The 16,624-nt window shown below is 38.2% G+C and carries 23 protein-coding genes; 21 read left to right on the top strand and 2 right to left on the bottom strand.

All coding sequences use genetic code 11. From position 1 onward, the window contains the following. Positions 1-157 precede the first annotated feature (157 nt). The 6 genes from spoIIR (at position 158) to JFT89_RS17745 (ending at position 3,815) form a co-directional block, all read left to right on the top strand. Positions 158-1,021, top strand: a complete 864-nt coding sequence (spoIIR, locus tag JFT89_RS17765) for a stage II sporulation protein R (protein WP_016096485.1) — start codon at positions 158-160, stop codon at positions 1,019-1,021. A 49-nt stretch (positions 1,022-1,070) separates the two neighbouring features. Beyond that, entirely contained in the window at positions 1,071-1,529 is a 459-nt protein-coding gene (locus JFT89_RS17760; RefSeq protein ID WP_002068573.1) for a GNAT family N-acetyltransferase, read from the top strand. 108 nt (positions 1,530-1,637) lie between these two features. Beyond that, positions 1,638-2,678, top strand: a complete 1,041-nt coding sequence (locus JFT89_RS17755) for an L-threonylcarbamoyladenylate synthase (RefSeq protein WP_002016299.1) — start codon at positions 1,638-1,640, stop codon at positions 2,676-2,678. 77 nt (positions 2,679-2,755) lie between these two features. Further along, positions 2,756-3,304: a manganese efflux pump MntP gene (locus tag JFT89_RS17750; protein ID WP_002016298.1), complete on the top strand. Its 549-nt coding sequence runs from the start codon at positions 2,756-2,758 to the stop codon at positions 3,302-3,304. 19 nt (positions 3,305-3,323) lie between these two features. Continuing rightward, complete coding sequence (locus tag JFT89_RS30520; RefSeq protein WP_002139014.1) at positions 3,324-3,455, top strand: hypothetical protein; 132 nt, start codon at positions 3,324-3,326, stop codon at positions 3,453-3,455. An 81-nt stretch (positions 3,456-3,536) separates the two neighbouring features. Next, complete coding sequence (locus tag JFT89_RS17745) at positions 3,537-3,815, top strand: DUF3935 domain-containing protein (protein ID WP_002034899.1); 279 nt, start codon at positions 3,537-3,539, stop codon at positions 3,813-3,815. A 335-nt stretch (positions 3,816-4,150) separates the two neighbouring features. Here the strand turns inward: JFT89_RS17745 and JFT89_RS17740 are convergent, their stop codons facing one another. Both JFT89_RS17740 and JFT89_RS17735 read right to left on the bottom strand, forming a co-directional pair. Next, positions 4,151-4,762: a flavin reductase family protein gene (locus JFT89_RS17740; RefSeq protein WP_002034901.1), complete on the bottom strand. Its 612-nt coding sequence runs from the start codon at positions 4,760-4,762 to the stop codon at positions 4,151-4,153. A 167-nt stretch (positions 4,763-4,929) separates the two neighbouring features. Next, a complete protein-coding gene (locus JFT89_RS17735; RefSeq protein WP_002068579.1) occupies positions 4,930-5,316 on the bottom strand; it encodes a DoxX family protein in 387 nt (128 codons plus the stop codon). A gap of 386 nt (positions 5,317-5,702) precedes the next feature. Here JFT89_RS17735 and JFT89_RS17730 point away from each other — a divergent pair, with 386 nt between their 5' ends. The 15 genes from JFT89_RS17730 to atpG all read left to right on the top strand — a co-directional run bounded on the left by JFT89_RS17730 (position 5,703) and on the right by atpG (position 16,434). After that, positions 5,703-6,200, top strand: coding sequence for a PTS sugar transporter subunit IIA (locus JFT89_RS17730; RefSeq protein WP_002016294.1), 498 nt, complete (start codon positions 5,703-5,705; stop codon positions 6,198-6,200). A 313-nt stretch (positions 6,201-6,513) separates the two neighbouring features. After that, positions 6,514-6,954, top strand: coding sequence for a low molecular weight protein arginine phosphatase (locus tag JFT89_RS17725; protein WP_201040423.1), 441 nt, complete (start codon positions 6,514-6,516; stop codon positions 6,952-6,954). A 95-nt stretch (positions 6,955-7,049) separates the two neighbouring features. Then, positions 7,050-7,493 carry a ribose 5-phosphate isomerase B gene (gene rpiB / locus JFT89_RS17720; RefSeq protein WP_000869917.1) on the top strand — a complete coding sequence of 148 codons (444 nt, stop codon included), beginning with the start codon at positions 7,050-7,052 and terminating at the stop codon, positions 7,491-7,493. Between the two features lie 66 nt (positions 7,494-7,559). Then, entirely contained in the window at positions 7,560-8,132 is a 573-nt protein-coding gene (locus JFT89_RS17715; RefSeq protein WP_201040422.1) for a TIGR01440 family protein, read from the top strand. Between the two features lie 253 nt (positions 8,133-8,385). Beyond that, complete coding sequence (gene glyA, locus JFT89_RS17710; RefSeq protein ID WP_002016291.1) at positions 8,386-9,627, top strand: serine hydroxymethyltransferase; 1,242 nt, start codon at positions 8,386-8,388, stop codon at positions 9,625-9,627. 272 nt (positions 9,628-9,899) lie between these two features. Beyond that, the gene (gene upp, locus JFT89_RS17705) at positions 9,900-10,529 is read left to right on the top strand and encodes a uracil phosphoribosyltransferase (protein ID WP_000517533.1); all 630 of its coding nucleotides are present in this window, start codon (positions 9,900-9,902) and stop codon (positions 10,527-10,529) included. Between the two features lie 376 nt (positions 10,530-10,905). Further along, positions 10,906-11,019, top strand: coding sequence for a DUF4024 domain-containing protein (locus tag JFT89_RS17700; protein ID WP_000232963.1), 114 nt, complete (start codon positions 10,906-10,908; stop codon positions 11,017-11,019). A gap of 26 nt (positions 11,020-11,045) precedes the next feature. Next, a complete protein-coding gene (locus JFT89_RS17695; RefSeq protein ID WP_002089742.1) occupies positions 11,046-11,270 on the top strand; it encodes an AtpZ/AtpI family protein in 225 nt (74 codons plus the stop codon). Further along, positions 11,270-11,662 (top strand): ATP synthase subunit I, encoded by a 393-nt coding sequence (locus tag JFT89_RS17690; RefSeq protein ID WP_002016288.1) that lies wholly within the window; start codon positions 11,270-11,272, stop codon positions 11,660-11,662. Before JFT89_RS17695 ends, JFT89_RS17690 begins: the two co-directional genes overlap by 1 nt. 7 nt (positions 11,663-11,669) lie before the next feature. After that, the gene (gene atpB / locus JFT89_RS17685) at positions 11,670-12,389 is read left to right on the top strand and encodes a F0F1 ATP synthase subunit A (RefSeq protein ID WP_000399874.1); all 720 of its coding nucleotides are present in this window, start codon (positions 11,670-11,672) and stop codon (positions 12,387-12,389) included. A 56-nt stretch (positions 12,390-12,445) separates the two neighbouring features. Beyond that, entirely contained in the window at positions 12,446-12,664 is a 219-nt protein-coding gene (gene atpE, locus JFT89_RS17680) for a F0F1 ATP synthase subunit C (RefSeq protein WP_000052064.1), read from the top strand. A gap of 129 nt (positions 12,665-12,793) precedes the next feature. Beyond that, on the top strand, positions 12,794-13,300 hold the full coding sequence (gene atpF, locus JFT89_RS17675; RefSeq protein WP_002016287.1) for a F0F1 ATP synthase subunit B: 507 nt from the start codon (positions 12,794-12,796) through the stop codon (positions 13,298-13,300). Then, the gene (gene atpH / locus JFT89_RS17670; protein ID WP_002130060.1) at positions 13,297-13,839 is read left to right on the top strand and encodes a F0F1 ATP synthase subunit delta; all 543 of its coding nucleotides are present in this window, start codon (positions 13,297-13,299) and stop codon (positions 13,837-13,839) included. Before atpF ends, atpH begins: the two co-directional genes overlap by 4 nt. 11 nt (positions 13,840-13,850) lie before the next feature. Beyond that, positions 13,851-15,359 carry a F0F1 ATP synthase subunit alpha gene (gene atpA / locus JFT89_RS17665; RefSeq protein ID WP_002016284.1) on the top strand — a complete coding sequence of 503 codons (1,509 nt, stop codon included), beginning with the start codon at positions 13,851-13,853 and terminating at the stop codon, positions 15,357-15,359. Between the two features lie 214 nt (positions 15,360-15,573). After that, positions 15,574-16,434, top strand: coding sequence for a F0F1 ATP synthase subunit gamma (gene atpG, locus JFT89_RS17660; protein WP_002016283.1), 861 nt, complete (start codon positions 15,574-15,576; stop codon positions 16,432-16,434). The last annotated feature ends 190 nt before the right edge of the window (positions 16,435-16,624 follow it).

Genomic DNA, 16,624 nt, shown 5'->3' with positions numbered 1-16,624 from the left:
GTGGCGGGAAAAGGCCCTGACCGCTCCTATACATAGCCAGTCCCTCTCGCCAATTAAAAAAATGCTTTTCTATCGGTTTTTTATATAGATTTTGAATTTAATAGTTTAGAAAGAAGTAACTCTGTCCACACTGTTTCTAGAGGGGACGGTGGAGGAAATGAAAAAACAAGTTATTGCTTATTTTCTTTTATTATTAATTGGTGCACAGTTACTTGTGCAGTTTGGATATATGAAAGCTGATGCAAAAGGGCCTACTGTTATTCCGAAAGAGGCCGTTCGATTACGTATTTTAGCTAATAGTGATTCCGATAAAGATCAGGCATTAAAACGTAAAGTACGTGATGAAGTGAAAGCGCAAATTGATGGATGGGTAGCGGATTTAACGTCATTTGAAGAAGCTCGAAAAGTAATTCAAAATCATATTCCTGAAATTGAAAAGACAGTGGAGAATACGCTGAAAAGAGAAGGAAGTAAAGAGGCGTTTCAAGTGAAATTCGGTAAGAATGTGAAGTTTCCTACAAAGGTATATGGGAATTTTATTTATCCGGCAGGAGAATATGAAGCGGTACTTATTACAATTGGAAAAGGTGAAGGTGCAAACTGGTGGTGTGTATTATTTCCACCGATGTGTTTCTTAGATTTTTCAAGTGGTACAGCTGTAAGGAAAGAAGAACATGTTGTGAAAGCTGAATCTCCTGAAGAGGAGCAGGTGAGACAACCAGATGAGGAAGTAGTGGATGTACCGGAGAAGAAAGTGGATAAGGTGAAAGAAACGAAAGTAGTAAAGCCGGAAAAAGCTGAAAAAGTAAGAGCCCAGGAAAAGAAAGTAGTAAAACATGAAACGCAAGTAGAAGAACAGCCGGTAAAAACAGTAGAAACAAAAACTGTGGAAAAAGTGGAAAAACCTGTGGAGCAAAAGCAAGAAAAGGAAAATGAGTATGTAACAGTAGAAGAGGAAGAAGAAAAACCAGAGGTTAAATTATTTATCGTCGAAGCTTTTACATCTTTATTCTCTAAATAGTACTATTAATAAATCCTTCCTCATATATATCAATGAGGAGGGATTTACTATGAAGAACGTGTATTTTGCTACGAAAGCAGATGTAGAAAGATTGCATTCTTTTTTCGGACAAGCTAATAAAAAAGATGATAAAATAAATGAGTTGTACGCACAATTTATGATCTTGGAAGAGGCGGGAGAAATACGAGCGGTAGTTGGATATGAACAAGGTGGGAAAAATGCACTTATCCGTTCTTGTTTATTCACACCTAATGTGGATAAACAGACTTTCTTATATTTTTTTGAGATGTTTTTGCAGTATATGAAAGAAAAAGATATTCGACAATTGTACTTACTCACAAATCATCCACAATCGGTGACAATCTTTCAGTTTTTTAACTTTGTCATTATAGAGAAAGAGGAAGTGCCAGAGGAAATTCGACAGTTAGAACACTTTTGTAAAAATATAAAAGAGCTAAATGCAATAATACTAAATTGTCAGCTATTCACAAAGTTATCCACGGATTAACAAGGTTTATCCACATTTTGTGGATAAACCTTGTTTGTCTTTTGGATAAATCTCATAGTAAACTAAAAATAGACAAGTATTTCATGGTAGAAAAGGACGTGGGAAAAAATGCATACAAATATGTGGGTTGTGGATAATGTTGTGGAAAGAAAAAAATATTATCCACAATTAAAAGAAGCAGCGAGATTATTAAGAGAAAATGAAGCGGTGGCCTTCCCAACGGAAACGGTATATGGGTTAGGAGCAAACGCAATGGATGATGAAGCGATAGCGAAAATTTTTGAAGCGAAAGGGAGACCGAGCGATAATCCACTGATTGTCCACATAGGAACGAAATCTCAGTTAGATGGTATCGTAAGAGAAATTCCGCCGGTTGCAGAAAAGTTAATGGAGCATTTTTGGCCAGGACCATTAACAATCATTTTACCGAGAAAAAAAGGGATTTCAGAGAGGGTTACGGCCGGACTTAATACAGTTGGAGTGAGGATGCCGGATCATCCAGTAGCGCTCGCTCTTATTGAAGAGGCAAACGTGCCTGTTGCGGCACCGAGTGCGAATCGTTCAGGACGCCCAAGTCCAACGTTAGCTTCTCATGTGTATGAAGATTTAAACGGGAAAATTGCTGGTATTGTTGATGGCGGGGCAACAGGAGTAGGCGTTGAGTCAACTGTAATTGATTGTACGAGCGAGGTTCCGACGATTTTACGTCCAGGCGGGATTACGAAGGAGCAATTAGAAGCAGTGATAGGAAATGTTTCTTTAGATCCAGCTTTAAAGGATGAGAAAGAAAAACCAAAATCACCTGGAATGAAATATACACATTATGCACCGAAAGCGCCACTTAGTATTGTTGAAGGGTCCCGTGAGTTTATTCAACGTATTGTAGATGAGAAGAAGAAAGAAGGGTTTAAAGTAGGTGTATTAACGACAGAAGAGTATCAGCATGTGTATAGTGCAGATGTTGTATTGTCTTGTGGTGTGCGAAGCGATTTAGCCAGCGTTGCGACTAAGTTATATGATGTGCTTAGAACGTTTGATGCAAGTGAAGTAGATGTTATTTTTAGTGAATCATTCCCGAATGAAGGCATAGGAAATGCAATTATGAATCGTTTAACAAAAGCTGCGGGACATCAGATTATTATTGAATGATAATGTACCTTTAGCAAACAGAATATTTCTCCTCGGATAAGCATATTGTGAAGTAGCACGTCCGAGGGGGGATATGAATGACACTTGAACAATTAATACCTTTAATAATTATGGCATTCGCCCTGGGGATGGATGCATTTTCAGTGAGCCTCGGTATGGGGATGGTAACATTAAAGTTAAGACAAATCCTTTATATCGGTATGACGATTGGGATATTTCATATTATTATGCCATTTATCGGAATGGTACTAGGACGTTTTCTATCAGAGAGGTATGGGGATGTCGCAAATTTTGCAGGAGCTATTTTATTAATTGGGCTAGGGTTCTATATCGTATATTCGTCTATTTTAGAAGGGGAAGAGACTAGAACTGCTCCAATTGGAATTAGTTTATTTGTATTTGCATTTGGTGTCAGTATAGATAGTTTTTCAGTAGGTCTTAGTCTTGGAATTTACGGAGCAGAGACAATTATTACGATATTATTGTTCGGACTAATAAGTATGTTACTGGCTTGGATGGGTTTATTGCTTGGTAGCCATGCCAAAAATATACTTGGCACATACGGTGAAATAGTAGGTGGTATTATTCTTGTTGGGTTTGGATTGTATCTCCTTTTTCCTATATAATTTTATGTAGGAGGGAATTATGAACAAGCTATTGGAATGGTATGTTAAGCTTTTAACCTTCTTTCCTCGATGGCTAAGAAGACTTATAATATTGGGTGTTATTTTGCAAATTTCGATGTTAGGTTGGATTAAGTTAATTCGTGAATGGTGAGATAGTTCCTTTCTGTGCATAGTTTCGTTTGTACTATATTGATCACACTAAAAAATTACAAATATAGAAAGGATGAGATGAATGACGAGATTGAAGCAAGTTTTTGGTATTATTATTAGTTTTTTTGTTTTTTGGTTCAGTATGCTCGGTGTACAAATGTTTGCTGAGTTTTTAGATATCGAATCATTAAAATTTGTTGCAGGAAAATCGGAGGCGGCGCGTACTTTTTATTCTCCGTACCCGTTTTTAATTGTTTTCCTTATTACGTTACTTTCTTTATATTTCTTTGTAATAAAGCTTGGTAGATCTAAAAAAGAGAAATTCCCGGCATTAGAGGAGAAGAACGAAGAATTACGATAAAAAATCCCCCGCTTTCAGCGGGGGGTATGTTTGAGTGATGAAGCTGGAGCTTTTCGGTGGTATCCAGTTCCAGTGGCCAGCTCTTCCACTTTTAAATGTATCCAGCTCCAGCGGCTAGAATGGTCGGTGGCTTCGCGCCTTCCTGCGAGGCAAAAAGCGTCTCTACGTCAGGAGCTCCATCCCCCTCTCATTCTGAGCGAGCCGCTTCCACTTTTAGATGTATCCAGCTCCAGCGGCTAGAACCTCCGGTCATTTCGCTCTCTCGATCGAAGCAAAAAGCGCTTCAAGCGAGAGAGCTCCAATGCCCTGCGATTCTGAGCGAGCCGCTTCCACTTTTAAATTGGCCTTACTAATTCAAATTGTTCTCCTAGTTTTGCGTAGTTGTGTCCTGCTAGGCGGCTTATTGGTTTTAGTTCTTCGGCGTGAATTCGGCCGTTTTCGTATAAGTGTTCAGCGACGTGAAAGCGAACGACGCGGCCGATTAGTAGGTCACAAGCTGGCGAGTCTTCGGTTCCGCCGAGTGGGATAGCGCGTTCTAATATGCACTCCATTCGAATGTTTGCTTCTTTAACCCCTGGTACTGAAATGACATCACTGTCAATCGGTGTTAGTTTTGCTAATTCGATTTCACTTTCATTAGGAGGTAGGTTCGCTGCTGTTTCGTTGATTGCTTCTACGTAAGATTCATCAGAAATATGTACGACAAATTCTCCTTTTTCTATTGCGTTTCTGGAAGTGTCTTTCGGTTTTCCTTCTTTGCGTTGTACTGAAACTGAAATAAGTGGTGGATTGGCAGCGACGATATTGAAATAACTATATGGCGCACCGTTCAATACGCCATCTTTAGTTACAGAAGTAACGAATGCAACAGGACGTGGAATGATACTTCCTGTTAGTAATTTGTAATTATCTTTTTCAGTTTGTTCGTTTGGATTAATGGATAACATGTTGTAATCCCCTTTCTAAATATGAATACTTATTGTTCCTTTACAAGATATCAATGGGAATCTCCTGCTGAAAATAATATTTTTTTGATGATGTAAAAAAAAGAGATTACCTCGATTGTACTGAAGTAATCTCTTTTTTGGTAAATATCTTGAAATAGAGATAAATATTAAAGTAAAACGTAAGCGCCAGGTCCAATTAAAGCTACACCGATAGCGACAGCGATTAACATTAAATTATATTCGAATCCGTTTTGTGTTACCCAGTAACCATTTTTTCCGTGAACTGTGAAAATTGCTACTAACATTGTTCCTACGATAAATAAAGAACCAACTACAGTGAAAATACCTGCTGCGAATAAGAAACCACCTAATAGTTCAGTTGCGCCAGCCATAAATGCCATAAACACACCAGGACGTAAGCCGATTGACTCCATCCAGCCGCCAGTTCCCTTTAAGCCGTAACCGCCGAACCAACCAAATAATTTTTGAGCACCATGACCCATGAATGTAATTCCTATAATAAGACGAATAATAAGAAGACCGATATCCATCATTTTAAAAACCTCCTAAAAGTTATTAACTTATCTTATGTAAGTAATAATAAAATAGTTACTTACTTTAGTCAAGTGTATTTCAACAAAAATTTGAAAGGAATTTTACAAATTAACAACAAAAAATAAAATGTAGTAAAGACCTCTAGACAAGTAAGTGAAAAAAAGAGAAAATATAAGTAGAAGTTAACTTCTCATTGTTATTCAGACAATCAGAATTGACTGGAATTTTGTGAAGCGCTACAATAAGAGTCTAGTAGTAATGACATGATTTATTTCGAAAGAGTTTTTACAGTATAACATTCGAAGTATGAAGTCTTACGTGTATTTCGATCTTGAATAGAGATTGCCCTATAAACTTTTAGGTAAATTATAAGGAGGACTATCCTATGTTTAAAAAATTATTCGGTTTTGGTTCAAAAACAAATGAAGAAACAATCGTAGCTCCATTAACTGGAGCAGTGAAAAATATTGAAGAAGTACCAGATCCAGTATTCGCTGGTCGTATGATGGGTGACGGTGTTGCGATCGATCCTACTGAAGGTGTAGTTGTATCTCCAGTTGATGGTGAAATCGTACAATTATTCCACACGAAACATGCTATTGGAATTAAAGCGAAAAACGGTACAGAAATTTTAATCCACGTTGGATTAGAAACTGTAAAAATGGAAGGTGAAGGTTTCGAAGCTCACGTTTCTGAAGGACAAGCTGTAAAAGCTGGAGATAAATTAATCTCATTCGACTTAGAATTAATTCGTGAAAAAGCGAAAAGCACAATTACTCCAATCGTTATTACAAACACAGATGCAGCTGAGTCTATTAAGACAACTGTAGGTGTAACAGCTACAAAAGGCTCAACAGAAGTAATGAAAGTTACAATGAAATAATTATTGTATGAAAGGAATCTGTTTCGTATGAAATGGATTCCTTATTTTGTTTCGTAGTGTGTTCATTATGTATGGTAAATACTTTGGGTGCTTGGAAATAGGGTTTCACATATATGTGGATAAGGCGCATTTTTCTTAGAAAAAATATAAGAGAAATGCGCCTTTCGTATATTCACATTTCTTTTGTTCTATTCTAATATACGCTATGATAAAGTGAAACTTTAATCAGTGGAGGTTGTTCATCTCCCGCTGATTATTAGCCTTCACCAATCGGGGATAAATGGTAGGAAATAGAAAAAAGGGGTGGGTTTGGATGAAACGAGTGTTATTTGTTTGCACTGGCAATACATGTCGTAGTCCGATGGCTGAGGCGCTGCTTCGTCATCATGGAGGAGATAAGTTTGAAGTGCAATCTGCTGGTGTTTTCGCCTATCCTGGAAGCGATGCATCGGTATATGCGAAGGAAGCTTTAGCTGAAAAAGGAATTTCAATCGATCATGCCGCGCAGCAGGTAAACGATACTTTGGTTAATTGGGCGGATATTGTAGTAACAATGACGGAAAACCATAGGGAAATTGTACTTGGGCATTATCCGAGTGTTGAAAAGAAATTGGATACATTATATGGATTAACTGAGGGTGTAAGTAAGGATATTTCAGATCCATTTGGCGGATCGCTTTCTATTTATAAAGAAACGTTAGAAGAGATGGAAAAACTTGTACAAACTTTACTGGAAAAACATTCAGAAGGTTGATGTTTCGTGTATAATACGATATTGGAGATCACTTCGTTCTATTAAGGTAGCGAGTGTAAATGAAGATAATTGATTGAAACTTTGGAGGGGTAAAAATGAAAGTAGTAGTAGCATCTGATCACGGCGGTATGAATATCCGTAAAGAACTTGTAAGTTTATTAGAAGAGTTAAATATTGAATATATTGATTTAGGTTGTGAATGTGAAGCTGGTTCTGTTGATTACCCTGATTTTGCGTTTCCAGCAGCAGAAATGGTAGCAAATGGTGAAGTGGATCGCGGCATTTTAGTTTGCGGGACAGGCATTGGGATGTCAATCGCAGCAAATAAAGTAAATGGTATTCGTTGTGCATTAGTTCATGATACTTTCAGTGCGAAAGCGACGAGAGAGCATAATGACACTAACATGTTAGCAATGGGCGAGCGTGTAATTGGAGCTGGTCTAGCGCGTGATATCGCGAAAATTTGGCTAACAACTGACTATGAAGGTGGCCGCCACGAAAACCGCGTAGGAAAAATTAAAACGTACGAAACAAAGTAATAGATTCTAACTATAAGTAGTTTGAAATATAATTTGGTGAACCAACCTGTGAAAGGAAGAGGCGTAATGACAGAAATCGTAAAGGTAAGAGAACAGCTACAAATGTCGCTTTCTGATTTCCAAGACCAAGCGACGCTGCAAAGTGGCCAAATTTTTGTAGTGGGGTGTAGCACGAGCGAAGTGCTAGGTGAAAGAATTGGAACATCAGGAACGATGGAAGTGGCAGAGGCGATTTTTTCTGAATTAAAACAATTTCAAGAACGAACAGGTATTGAATTGGCGTTTCAATGTTGTGAGCATTTAAATCGTGCTTTAGTAGTTGAGAGAGATGTAGCGATGAAATATCAATTTGAAATTGTAACAGTTACGCCTGTTAGATCAGCAGGTGGTGCATTAGCGACGTATGCGTATCACAATTTTAAAGATCCGGTAGTAATTGAGTTTATTAAAGCAGATGCAGGAATGGATATCGGCGATACATTTATCGGTATGCATTTAAAGCATGTAGCTGTACCGGTTCGTACAAGTGTGAAGGAAATAGGAAGTGCGCATGTAACGATGGCGAAAACACGTGGGAAGCTAATAGGTGGAGCACGTGCTGTTTATGCGGCAAATGAAGAAACTATTCCTTGCCGTTAAACATGAAAAATTATAAAGTCTTATAACAGCTTTATATCGAAAGGTAAAAGGTATGTAGTCTGACCTTATAATAGAAGAAAGAAAAGACCAATTTTGGTCTTTTTTTTTCTTTTATGATATAGAAAGTCATGTTAGAATGTAGTTGAAAACATGAAGGTTCGAAAGAATTACAACCTGAATTTTCGTTTTTTCTGAATAAATGAGAAAAAACTATTGGGAATTGATGTAATTCGTTCAGAAAAGGGGGATTTTGGTGAATCATTTAAAACGTCAAGATGAAAAGGTATTTGCTGCAATTGAGGCAGAACTAGGAAGACAGCGTTCAAAGATTGAGCTAATTGCTTCGGAAAACTTCGTAAGTGAAGCGGTAATGGAGGCGCAAGGTTCTGTTTTAACGAATAAGTATGCTGAAGGATATCCTGGAAAACGTTACTATGGTGGTTGTGAACACGTAGACGTAGTAGAAGATATCGCACGTGATCGCGCGAAAGAAATTTTTGGCGCAGAGCATGTAAATGTTCAACCACATTCTGGTGCACAAGCGAACATGGCAGTATACTTTACGATTTTAGAGCAAGGCGATACAGTACTTGGTATGAATTTATCTCATGGTGGTCACTTAACACACGGAAGCCCTGTTAACTTCAGTGGAGTACAATATAATTTCGTAGAATATGGCGTGGATGCTGAATCTCACCGTATTAATTACGATGATGTATTAGCAAAAGCGAAAGAACATAAACCAAAATTAATCGTTGCAGGTGCAAGTGCATATCCTCGTGTTATCGATTTCAAACGATTCCGTGAGATTGCAGATGAAGTGGGTGCATACTTTATGGTTGATATGGCACATATCGCTGGTTTAGTAGCTGCTGGTTTACATCCAAACCCAGTACCACATGCACATTTCGTTACAACGACAACACATAAAACATTACGTGGTCCACGTGGTGGTATGATTTTATGTGAAGAGCAATTTGCAAAACAAATTGATAAATCAATCTTCCCTGGTATTCAAGGTGGCCCACTTATGCACGTAATTGCTGCAAAAGCTGTTGCATTTGGTGAGACACTACAAGATGAGTTTAAAACATATGCACAACATATCATTAATAATGCGAACCGCTTAGCTGAAGGTCTTCAAAAAGAAGGACTTACACTTGTTTCTGGTGGAACAGACAATCATTTAATCTTGATTGATGTTCGTAACTTAGAAATTACAGGTAAAGTAGCAGAGCACGTATTAGATGAAGTTGGTATTACAGTGAACAAAAATACAATTCCATTTGAAACAGCAAGCCCATTTGTAACAAGCGGCGTACGTATCGGTACAGCAGCTGTAACATCTCGTGGTTTCGGTTTAGAAGAAATGGATGAAATTGCGGCACTTATTGCTTATACATTAAAAAATCATGAGAATGAAGTTGCATTAGAAGAAGCAAGTAAGCGTGTAGAAGCGTTAACGAGCAAATTCCCAATGTATACAGATCTATAATAGATTGAAAAAGACTGCTGAAACGTAATTGTTTTGGCAGTCTTTTTTGTGGACATATATTATTTTTAAAGTATGTATACAAATGATGAATAAATTTTGGCGATATAATGAAGGATACAGCTCCCATAATTGGTAAAGATACTAGATAGATTCATCGCAAAATCATGATTTTGCCAAATTTGCCCTTGAATATTAGTAGCGTTTTCTTTACAATCGTAAATAGTGTAAAGAAGCGTGTAAACGCATGAATATCATCTAAAGGAGAGATTCACATGGGAAAACTGTATGTATTTGATCACCCGTTAATTCAACATAAGATTACATATATTCGCGATAAGAATACAGGTACGAAAGATTTTCGTGAATTAGTGGACGAAGTAGCAAGCTTAATGGCTTTCGAGATTACTCGTGACCTTCCACTTGAAGACATTGAAATTGAAACGCCTGTAAGCAAAGCGACAACAAAAGTGATCGCTGGTAAAAAACTTGGTTTAATTCCGATTTTACGTGCAGGTTTAGGAATGGTTGATGGAATTCTGAAATTAATTCCAGCAGCAAAAGTAGGACACGTTGGTTTATACCGTGACCCTAAAACATTGCAACCGGTAGAATACTATGTGAAACTTCCAACGGATGTAGAAGAGCGTGACTTTATCGTACTAGATCCGATGCTAGCAACAGGTGGTTCTGCGGCTGAAGCAATTAATTCTCTGAAAAAGCGCGGTGCAAAGCAAATTAAATTAATGTGTATCGTAGCTGCTCCAGAAGGAGTAAAAGTAGTGCAGGAAGAGCATCCTGATGTTGATATTTATGTAGCGGCATTAGATGAGAAGTTAAATGACCATGGTTATGTAGTTCCAGGTCTTGGTGATGCTGGTGACCGTTTATTCGGAACGAAGTAAGACAACAGACGAGAGGGGGATTCCCCGCTCGTTTTTTTTTTCGCCCTCAGCGCACGGGGGAGGGGGAGATAAATATACAGGGTATATACAACATAAGTTATATACACATCACATATAATATAGAAGTCTTACGTCTCGGGGACACTATATTATGGAAGGAAAGCGCTATATCTTAAAAATATAATAGTGACAAACTTGTGAACATTTTCTTCTATTATAAAGAGAAAACTGTTAGAAATTGCATATCTCTAACCAGTATTTAGAAGGGGAACGTTTTCATTTTTGGGAGGAAATGCCTAATACTCAAATTTTTTGATTTTTTACGATTTCTCGTTGACACTGTTAATACCCTATTGTATGCTAACAACGGGGATAGATGGTAGGGCTTTCAGTGACAAAAATGCATCTATTCCGTGACGAAAATGTAAACTTTTTATTTTGTATAGAATTTATGCAGAAAAATGAGTTATTATTAACACATCGTGAATGAGGGTTACATATTGGAGGGATGAATCCTTGCAAAAAAACGATCGCAGCCATATAAAAGCGTATGCTTTAATGTCAGGAATACTTGCTCAGTTAGTTGGTTCTATTCTTATTGGAATCTTTGGTGGGCAATGGATTGATAATAAGGTTGGAACGTTTCCGTTGTTTCTTATTATAGGGTTATTACTCGGGTTAGGAACAGGGGTATACGCAATGATTCGACTCATTCAACATTACTATTCGGGAGAGCAATGATGATAGACGTACATGGACTTGTCCAAAGACAAAAGAAATATATGTACTACTTGCTTGCGCTTCTAGTGCTAGGATGGGGAATTACCTCTTACAAGGATGTATTTCTTGGGCTGATTATCGGAACGATTTTCAGTTTTCTTAGTTTGCGCATCATTGCACGTAGAACAGACAAGCTATTAGATCGCGTAACAAATGGAGAAAACGTGAAGTTTAAGGCGACAGCGGTAAGTACATATTCAAGATTCGCCACGATTGGGTTATTAATTTTATTTGCAGCCAAATATCAAGAGTTAATTGCGATGTGGGGCTTAGGTGTAGGATTGCTGACAGGATACCTTGTCATGATCATAGATTTTCTTTATTTAGAGTATACGAGCAGGGAAGAGAGGTGAATTACTAGTGGAACACGGTAAATTAGTTGAATTTCTAGGTTTAACGTTCGATTTGTCATCAGTTATGATGGTTACTGTAGCAGCAGTTATTGTTTTCTTAATCGCTGTTATCGGAACTCGCAGCTTAGCGCTTCGCCCAACCGGGATGCAAAATTTCATGGAATGGGTGTTTGACTTCGTGAAAGGGATTATCAATAGTACGATGGATTGGAAAACAGGTGGACGTTTCTTAACGCTTGGCGTTACGCTTATCATGTTTATCATCGTATCGAACTTCCTTGGTTTACCATTCATGTATTCAACAGTTGAGGCTGGCGAACATATTGCATGGTGGAGATCACCAACGTCTGATCCAGCAGTTGCATTAACATTAGCCGTGATGGTAGTTACCCTCACCCATTATTATGGAATTAAGATGAAGGGTACGAAAGAATATGTTAAAGGTTATTTCCAACCTATGAAATTCTTATTCCCATTAAAGGTTATTGAGGAGTTTGCTAACACATTAACGTTAGGTCTTCGTTTATTTGGTAACATTTACGCAGGTGAAATCTTATTAGGATTACTTGCTAAGTTAGGCGGGGCATCATTCTTAGGAGCATTAGGTGCACTTGTACCGATGTTAGCATGGATGGGATTCAGCGTATTCGTTGGTTCAATCCAGTCATTTATTTTCGTAATGTTAACGATGGTTTATATGGCTCATAAAGTAAGCCATGACCATTAATATAATTTAAGTAAGAAAAAATTTATTTTTTTATAATACAAAGGAGGACAAATTAAATGAGTTTAGGTGTAATCGCAGCTGCAATTGCAATTGGTTTATCAGCATTAGGTGCAGGTATTGGTAACGGTCTTATCGTATCACGTACAATCGAAGGTGTTGCTCGTCAACCAGAATTAAAAGGCGCACTTCAAACAATTATGTTCATCGGGGTTGCATTAGTTGAGGCACTTCCAATTATCGGTGTAGTTATTGCTTTCATCGTAATGAACAAATAAGGGAGACTCCCCTTACATAGATGGCGAAGAGTGTTTTTCCGAACTTTCTTCGCCATTGCTTTATGAACGAAACGTATGTCTTTTTTTTTCATATGATCAATTTAGATATTTTGAAGGGAGTGAATCCTTGTGCCAACTTTATTATTAGGGGCTTCCATTCCATTTGGAACGATTGCTTATACATTGTTCATTTTCTTACTTCTATTAGTAATGCTACGCAAATTCGCGTGGGGTCCTTTAATGGGAATTATGAAAGAACGTGAAGAGCATGTTACTAATGAAATCGACGCTGCAGAAAGAAGTAATGCTGAAGCGAAGAAATTAGTAGAAGAACAACGTGAAATGTTAAAACAATCGCGTGTTGAAGCACAAGAGTTAATCGAAAGAGCGAAGAAACAAGCTGTAGATCAAAAGGATGTTATTGTTGCTGCTGCGAAAGAAGAAGCAGAATCAATTAAAACATCTGCTGTACAAGAAATTCAACGCGAAAAAGAGCAAGCGATTGCTGCTTTACAAGAACAAGTTGCTTCTTTATCTGTTCATATTGCTTCTAAAGTAATTGAAAAAGAATTAAAAGAAGAAGATCAAGTGAAGTTAATTCGCGATTATATTAAAGAAGTAGGAGAAGCGCGATGAGCAATGGGATTGTAGCAAAACGTTATGCTGTCGCTCTTTTCAAAATTGCAAAAGAAAAACACGTATTAGAAATGTTTGAAGAGGAATTACGCCTTGTACAAAACGTTTTTACAAAGAACGGAGAACTACATAGCTTTTTAACGCAACCGAACATTTCAAAAGAGCAGAAGAAAACGTTTCTTGCAAACGTATTCGCATCTGTTTCTGAATCTATTTTAAATACGTTATATATTTTAATTGATAACAAGCGTATTGATATCCTACCTGAAATTGCAAATGAATATGTTGTTCTTGCTAATGAAGAACGTAACGTAGCGGATGCAACTGTATATTCTATTCGTCTTCTATCGGAAGAAGAAAAACTTAACATTGCAGAAGCATTTGCAAAAAAAACAGGAAAAGATGCAATTCGCGTGAAAAATGTTGTGGATGAAGATTTACTAGGCGGCATTAAAGTACGTATTGGAAATCGCATTTACGACGGAAGCTTACAAGGAAAATTAGCACGTATTCAGCGTGAATTAATGAAGAATAGATAGGGGTGAAGCACATGAGCATCAGAGCTGAAGAAATTAGCGCACTGATAAAGCAACAAATCGAGAACTATCAGTCTGAAATCGAAGTTAGTGATGTTGGTACAGTTATCCAAGTCGGTGACGGTATTGCGCGTGCTCATGGTCTTGATAACGTTATGGCTGGTGAACTTGTAGAGTTCTCTAATGGCGTTATGGGACTAGCACAAAACTTAGAGGAAAACAACGTAGGTATCATTATTTTAGGACCTTACACAGAAATCCGTGAAGGTGACGAAGTTCGTCGTACTGGTCGCATCATGCAAGTACCAGTAGGAAAAGAACTAATCGGTCGTGTTGTAAACCCATTAGGTCAACCAGTTGATGGTTTAGGCCCAATCAATACAACAAACACTCGTCCAATCGAAAGTCCAGCACCAGGTGTAATGGATCGTAAATCTGTTCATGAACCACTTCAAACAGGTATTAAAGCGATCGATGCTCTTGTACCAATTGGCCGTGGTCAACGTGAGTTAATCATCGGTGACCGTCAAACAGGTAAAACGGCAGTTGCACTTGATACGATCATTAACCAAAAAGATGAAGATATGATTTGTATCTATGTAGCTATCGGACAAAAAGAATCAACAGTACGTAACGTAGTAGAAACACTACGTAAGCACGGTGCATTAGATTACACAATCGTTGTAACTGCATCAGCTTCTCAACCAGCTCCATTATTATACCTAGCTCCTTACGCTGGTGTAACAATGGGTGAAGAGTTCATGTACAATGGTAAACACGTATTAGTAGTATATGATGACTTATCAAAACAAGCAGCGGCTTACCGTGAGCTTTCATTACTATTACGTCGTCCTCCAGGTCGTGAAGCATATCCAGGGGATGTATTCTACTTACATTCTCGCTTATTAGAGCGTGCAGCAAAATTAAGTGATGCAAGAGGCGGCGGTTCTTTAACTGCACTACCTTTCATCGAAACACAAGCAGGGGACGTATCAGCTTACATCCCAACAAACGTAATTTCTATTACGGATGGACAAATCTTCTTACAATCTGACCTATTCTTCTCTGGCGTACGTCCAGCAATCGATGCGGGTACTTCTGTATCTCGTGTAGGTGGATCAGCTCAGATTAAAGCGATGAGTAAAGTATCAGGTACACTTCGTCTTGACCTTGCATCTTATCGTGAGTTAGAAGCGTTCGCTCAGTTCGGTTCTGACCTTGATAAAGCAACACAAGCGAAATTAAACCGTGGTGCTCGTACAGTTGAGGTATTAAAACAAGGATTACACAAACCGTTACGTGTAGAGAAACAAGTTATCATTCTTTACGCTTTAACACGTGGATTCCTAGATGATATCCCAGTAGTAGATATCACTCGTTTCGAAGAAGAATTCCATGCTTGGTTAGATTCAAATGCAACTGACTTATTAAGCGAAATTCGCACAACTAAGAAACTTGCGGATGACGATAAATTTGCAGCAGCTATTAATGGATTTAAAAAAGTATTCGTAGCTTCTGAGTAATAAATAAAAGCGGAAGCGGCTCGTTCAGGCTGCTGAAGCTAGATAATATATAAAGGCATCTCAGCTTTTGAGATTGCTGACGGTTATGTAAAGGAAAAGAGTAGGTGCACCTATTCTTTTCCTTCAATCATGAGCAAGAATATCTTGCAACGTAGATTAGGAAGAGGATTCTTACTAATCGTGCCAACTTCCGGAAAAAAGGTGGTGAAAACCTGTGGCATCTTTACGCGATATAAAAGCGAAGATTAACTCGACAAAGAAAACGAGTCAAATTACGAAAGCGATGGAGATGGTATCTGCATCTAAGTTAAACCGTGCAGAACAAAATGCTAAATCTTTCGTTCCGTATATGGAAAAGATTCAAGAAGTAGTAGCGAGCATTGCGCAAGGAAGTAAAGGGATTAATCATCCAATGCTAAATGCGCGTCCTGTAAAGCGTACAGGGTACATCGTTATTACATCTGATCGCGGACTAGCAGGTGGTTATAACAGTAACGTATTACGTACAGTAAGTAACGTAATTCGTGAACGTCATAATATGGATTCAAACCAATATTCAATTATTGTGCTTGGACGACTAGGACGTGATTATTTAAAACGTCGCGGCTTTAACATCATTGATGAAGTAGTTGGATTATCTGACCACCCATCATTTACTGATATTAAAGATATTGCTTCTCGAGCAATTGCGATGTTCGCAGATGGTGCTTATGATGAGCTGTATATTTACTACAATCATTATGTAAGTAAAATTTCACAAGAAGTAACGGAAAATAAAATTTTACCGCTTACGGATGTGGCGTCTGATAAACCGACGACAGCTTATGAATTCGAACCTTCTGAAGAAGAAATTTTAAAAGTATTATTGCCACAATACGCAGAAAGCTTAGTGTACGGTGCATTACTAGACGGTAAAGCAAGTGAGCACGCGGCGCGTATGACAGCAATGAAGAGTGCTACAGACAACGCAATGGAAGTTATCGATTCACTTACACTTTCATTCAACCGTGCGCGTCAAGCAGCGATTACGCAAGAAATTACGGAAATCGTTGGTGGAGTAGCAGCGTTAGAATAGTATTAAAAGGTGGAAGCGGCTCGTCCAGAACAAGAGGGCATTGGAGCTCCTGACGAAGAGGCGTAGTTTGCCTCGCAGGAAGGCGCGAAATGACCGACTGTTCTAGCCGCTGGAACTAGATTCAATAAAAAGCGTAGGCGGCTCGTCCAAAACAGGAGAGTCGCGTAAGCTATAAACTAATAAAAATTAA

Origin of the sequence: Bacillus sp. TH25, from assembly GCF_016650935.1 — a bacterium.
Taxonomy (GTDB): domain Bacteria; phylum Bacillota; class Bacilli; order Bacillales; family Bacillaceae_G; genus Bacillus_A; species Bacillus_A mycoides.
The sequence above is the reverse complement of the archived record's forward strand: the minus strand, read 5'-3'. Positions and strand labels throughout refer to the sequence as shown.

Excerpts from the sequence above, each read along its gene's own strand:
- spoIIR (WP_016096485.1), top strand. The coding sequence starts at position 158 with ATGAAAAAACAAGTTATTGCTTATTTTCTTTTATTATTAATTGGTGCA.
- JFT89_RS17760 (WP_002068573.1), top strand. The coding sequence starts at position 1,071 with ATGAAGAACGTGTATTTTGCTACGAAAGCAGATGTAGAAAGATTGCAT.
- JFT89_RS17755 (WP_002016299.1), top strand. The coding sequence starts at position 1,638 with ATGCATACAAATATGTGGGTTGTGGATAATGTTGTGGAAAGAAAAAAA.
- JFT89_RS17750 (WP_002016298.1), top strand. The coding sequence starts at position 2,756 with ATGACACTTGAACAATTAATACCTTTAATAATTATGGCATTCGCCCTG.
- JFT89_RS30520 (WP_002139014.1), top strand. The coding sequence starts at position 3,324 with ATGAACAAGCTATTGGAATGGTATGTTAAGCTTTTAACCTTCTTTCCT.
- JFT89_RS17745 (WP_002034899.1), top strand. The coding sequence starts at position 3,537 with ATGACGAGATTGAAGCAAGTTTTTGGTATTATTATTAGTTTTTTTGTT.
- JFT89_RS17740 (WP_002034901.1), bottom strand. The coding sequence starts at position 4,762 with ATGTTATCCATTAATCCAAACGAACAAACTGAAAAAGATAATTACAAA.
- JFT89_RS17735 (WP_002068579.1), bottom strand. The coding sequence starts at position 5,316 with ATGATGGATATCGGTCTTCTTATTATTCGTCTTATTATAGGAATTACA.
- JFT89_RS17730 (WP_002016294.1), top strand. The coding sequence starts at position 5,703 with ATGTTTAAAAAATTATTCGGTTTTGGTTCAAAAACAAATGAAGAAACA.
- JFT89_RS17725 (WP_201040423.1), top strand. The coding sequence starts at position 6,514 with ATGAAACGAGTGTTATTTGTTTGCACTGGCAATACATGTCGTAGTCCG.
- rpiB (WP_000869917.1), top strand. The coding sequence starts at position 7,050 with ATGAAAGTAGTAGTAGCATCTGATCACGGCGGTATGAATATCCGTAAA.
- JFT89_RS17715 (WP_201040422.1), top strand. The coding sequence starts at position 7,560 with ATGACAGAAATCGTAAAGGTAAGAGAACAGCTACAAATGTCGCTTTCT.
- upp (WP_000517533.1), top strand. The coding sequence starts at position 9,900 with ATGGGAAAACTGTATGTATTTGATCACCCGTTAATTCAACATAAGATT.
- JFT89_RS17700 (WP_000232963.1), top strand. The coding sequence starts at position 10,906 with ATGGTAGGGCTTTCAGTGACAAAAATGCATCTATTCCGTGACGAAAAT.
- JFT89_RS17690 (WP_002016288.1), top strand. The coding sequence starts at position 11,270 with ATGATAGACGTACATGGACTTGTCCAAAGACAAAAGAAATATATGTAC.
- atpE (WP_000052064.1), top strand. The coding sequence starts at position 12,446 with ATGAGTTTAGGTGTAATCGCAGCTGCAATTGCAATTGGTTTATCAGCA.
- atpH (WP_002130060.1), top strand. The coding sequence starts at position 13,297 with ATGAGCAATGGGATTGTAGCAAAACGTTATGCTGTCGCTCTTTTCAAA.
- atpA (WP_002016284.1), top strand. The coding sequence starts at position 13,851 with ATGAGCATCAGAGCTGAAGAAATTAGCGCACTGATAAAGCAACAAATC.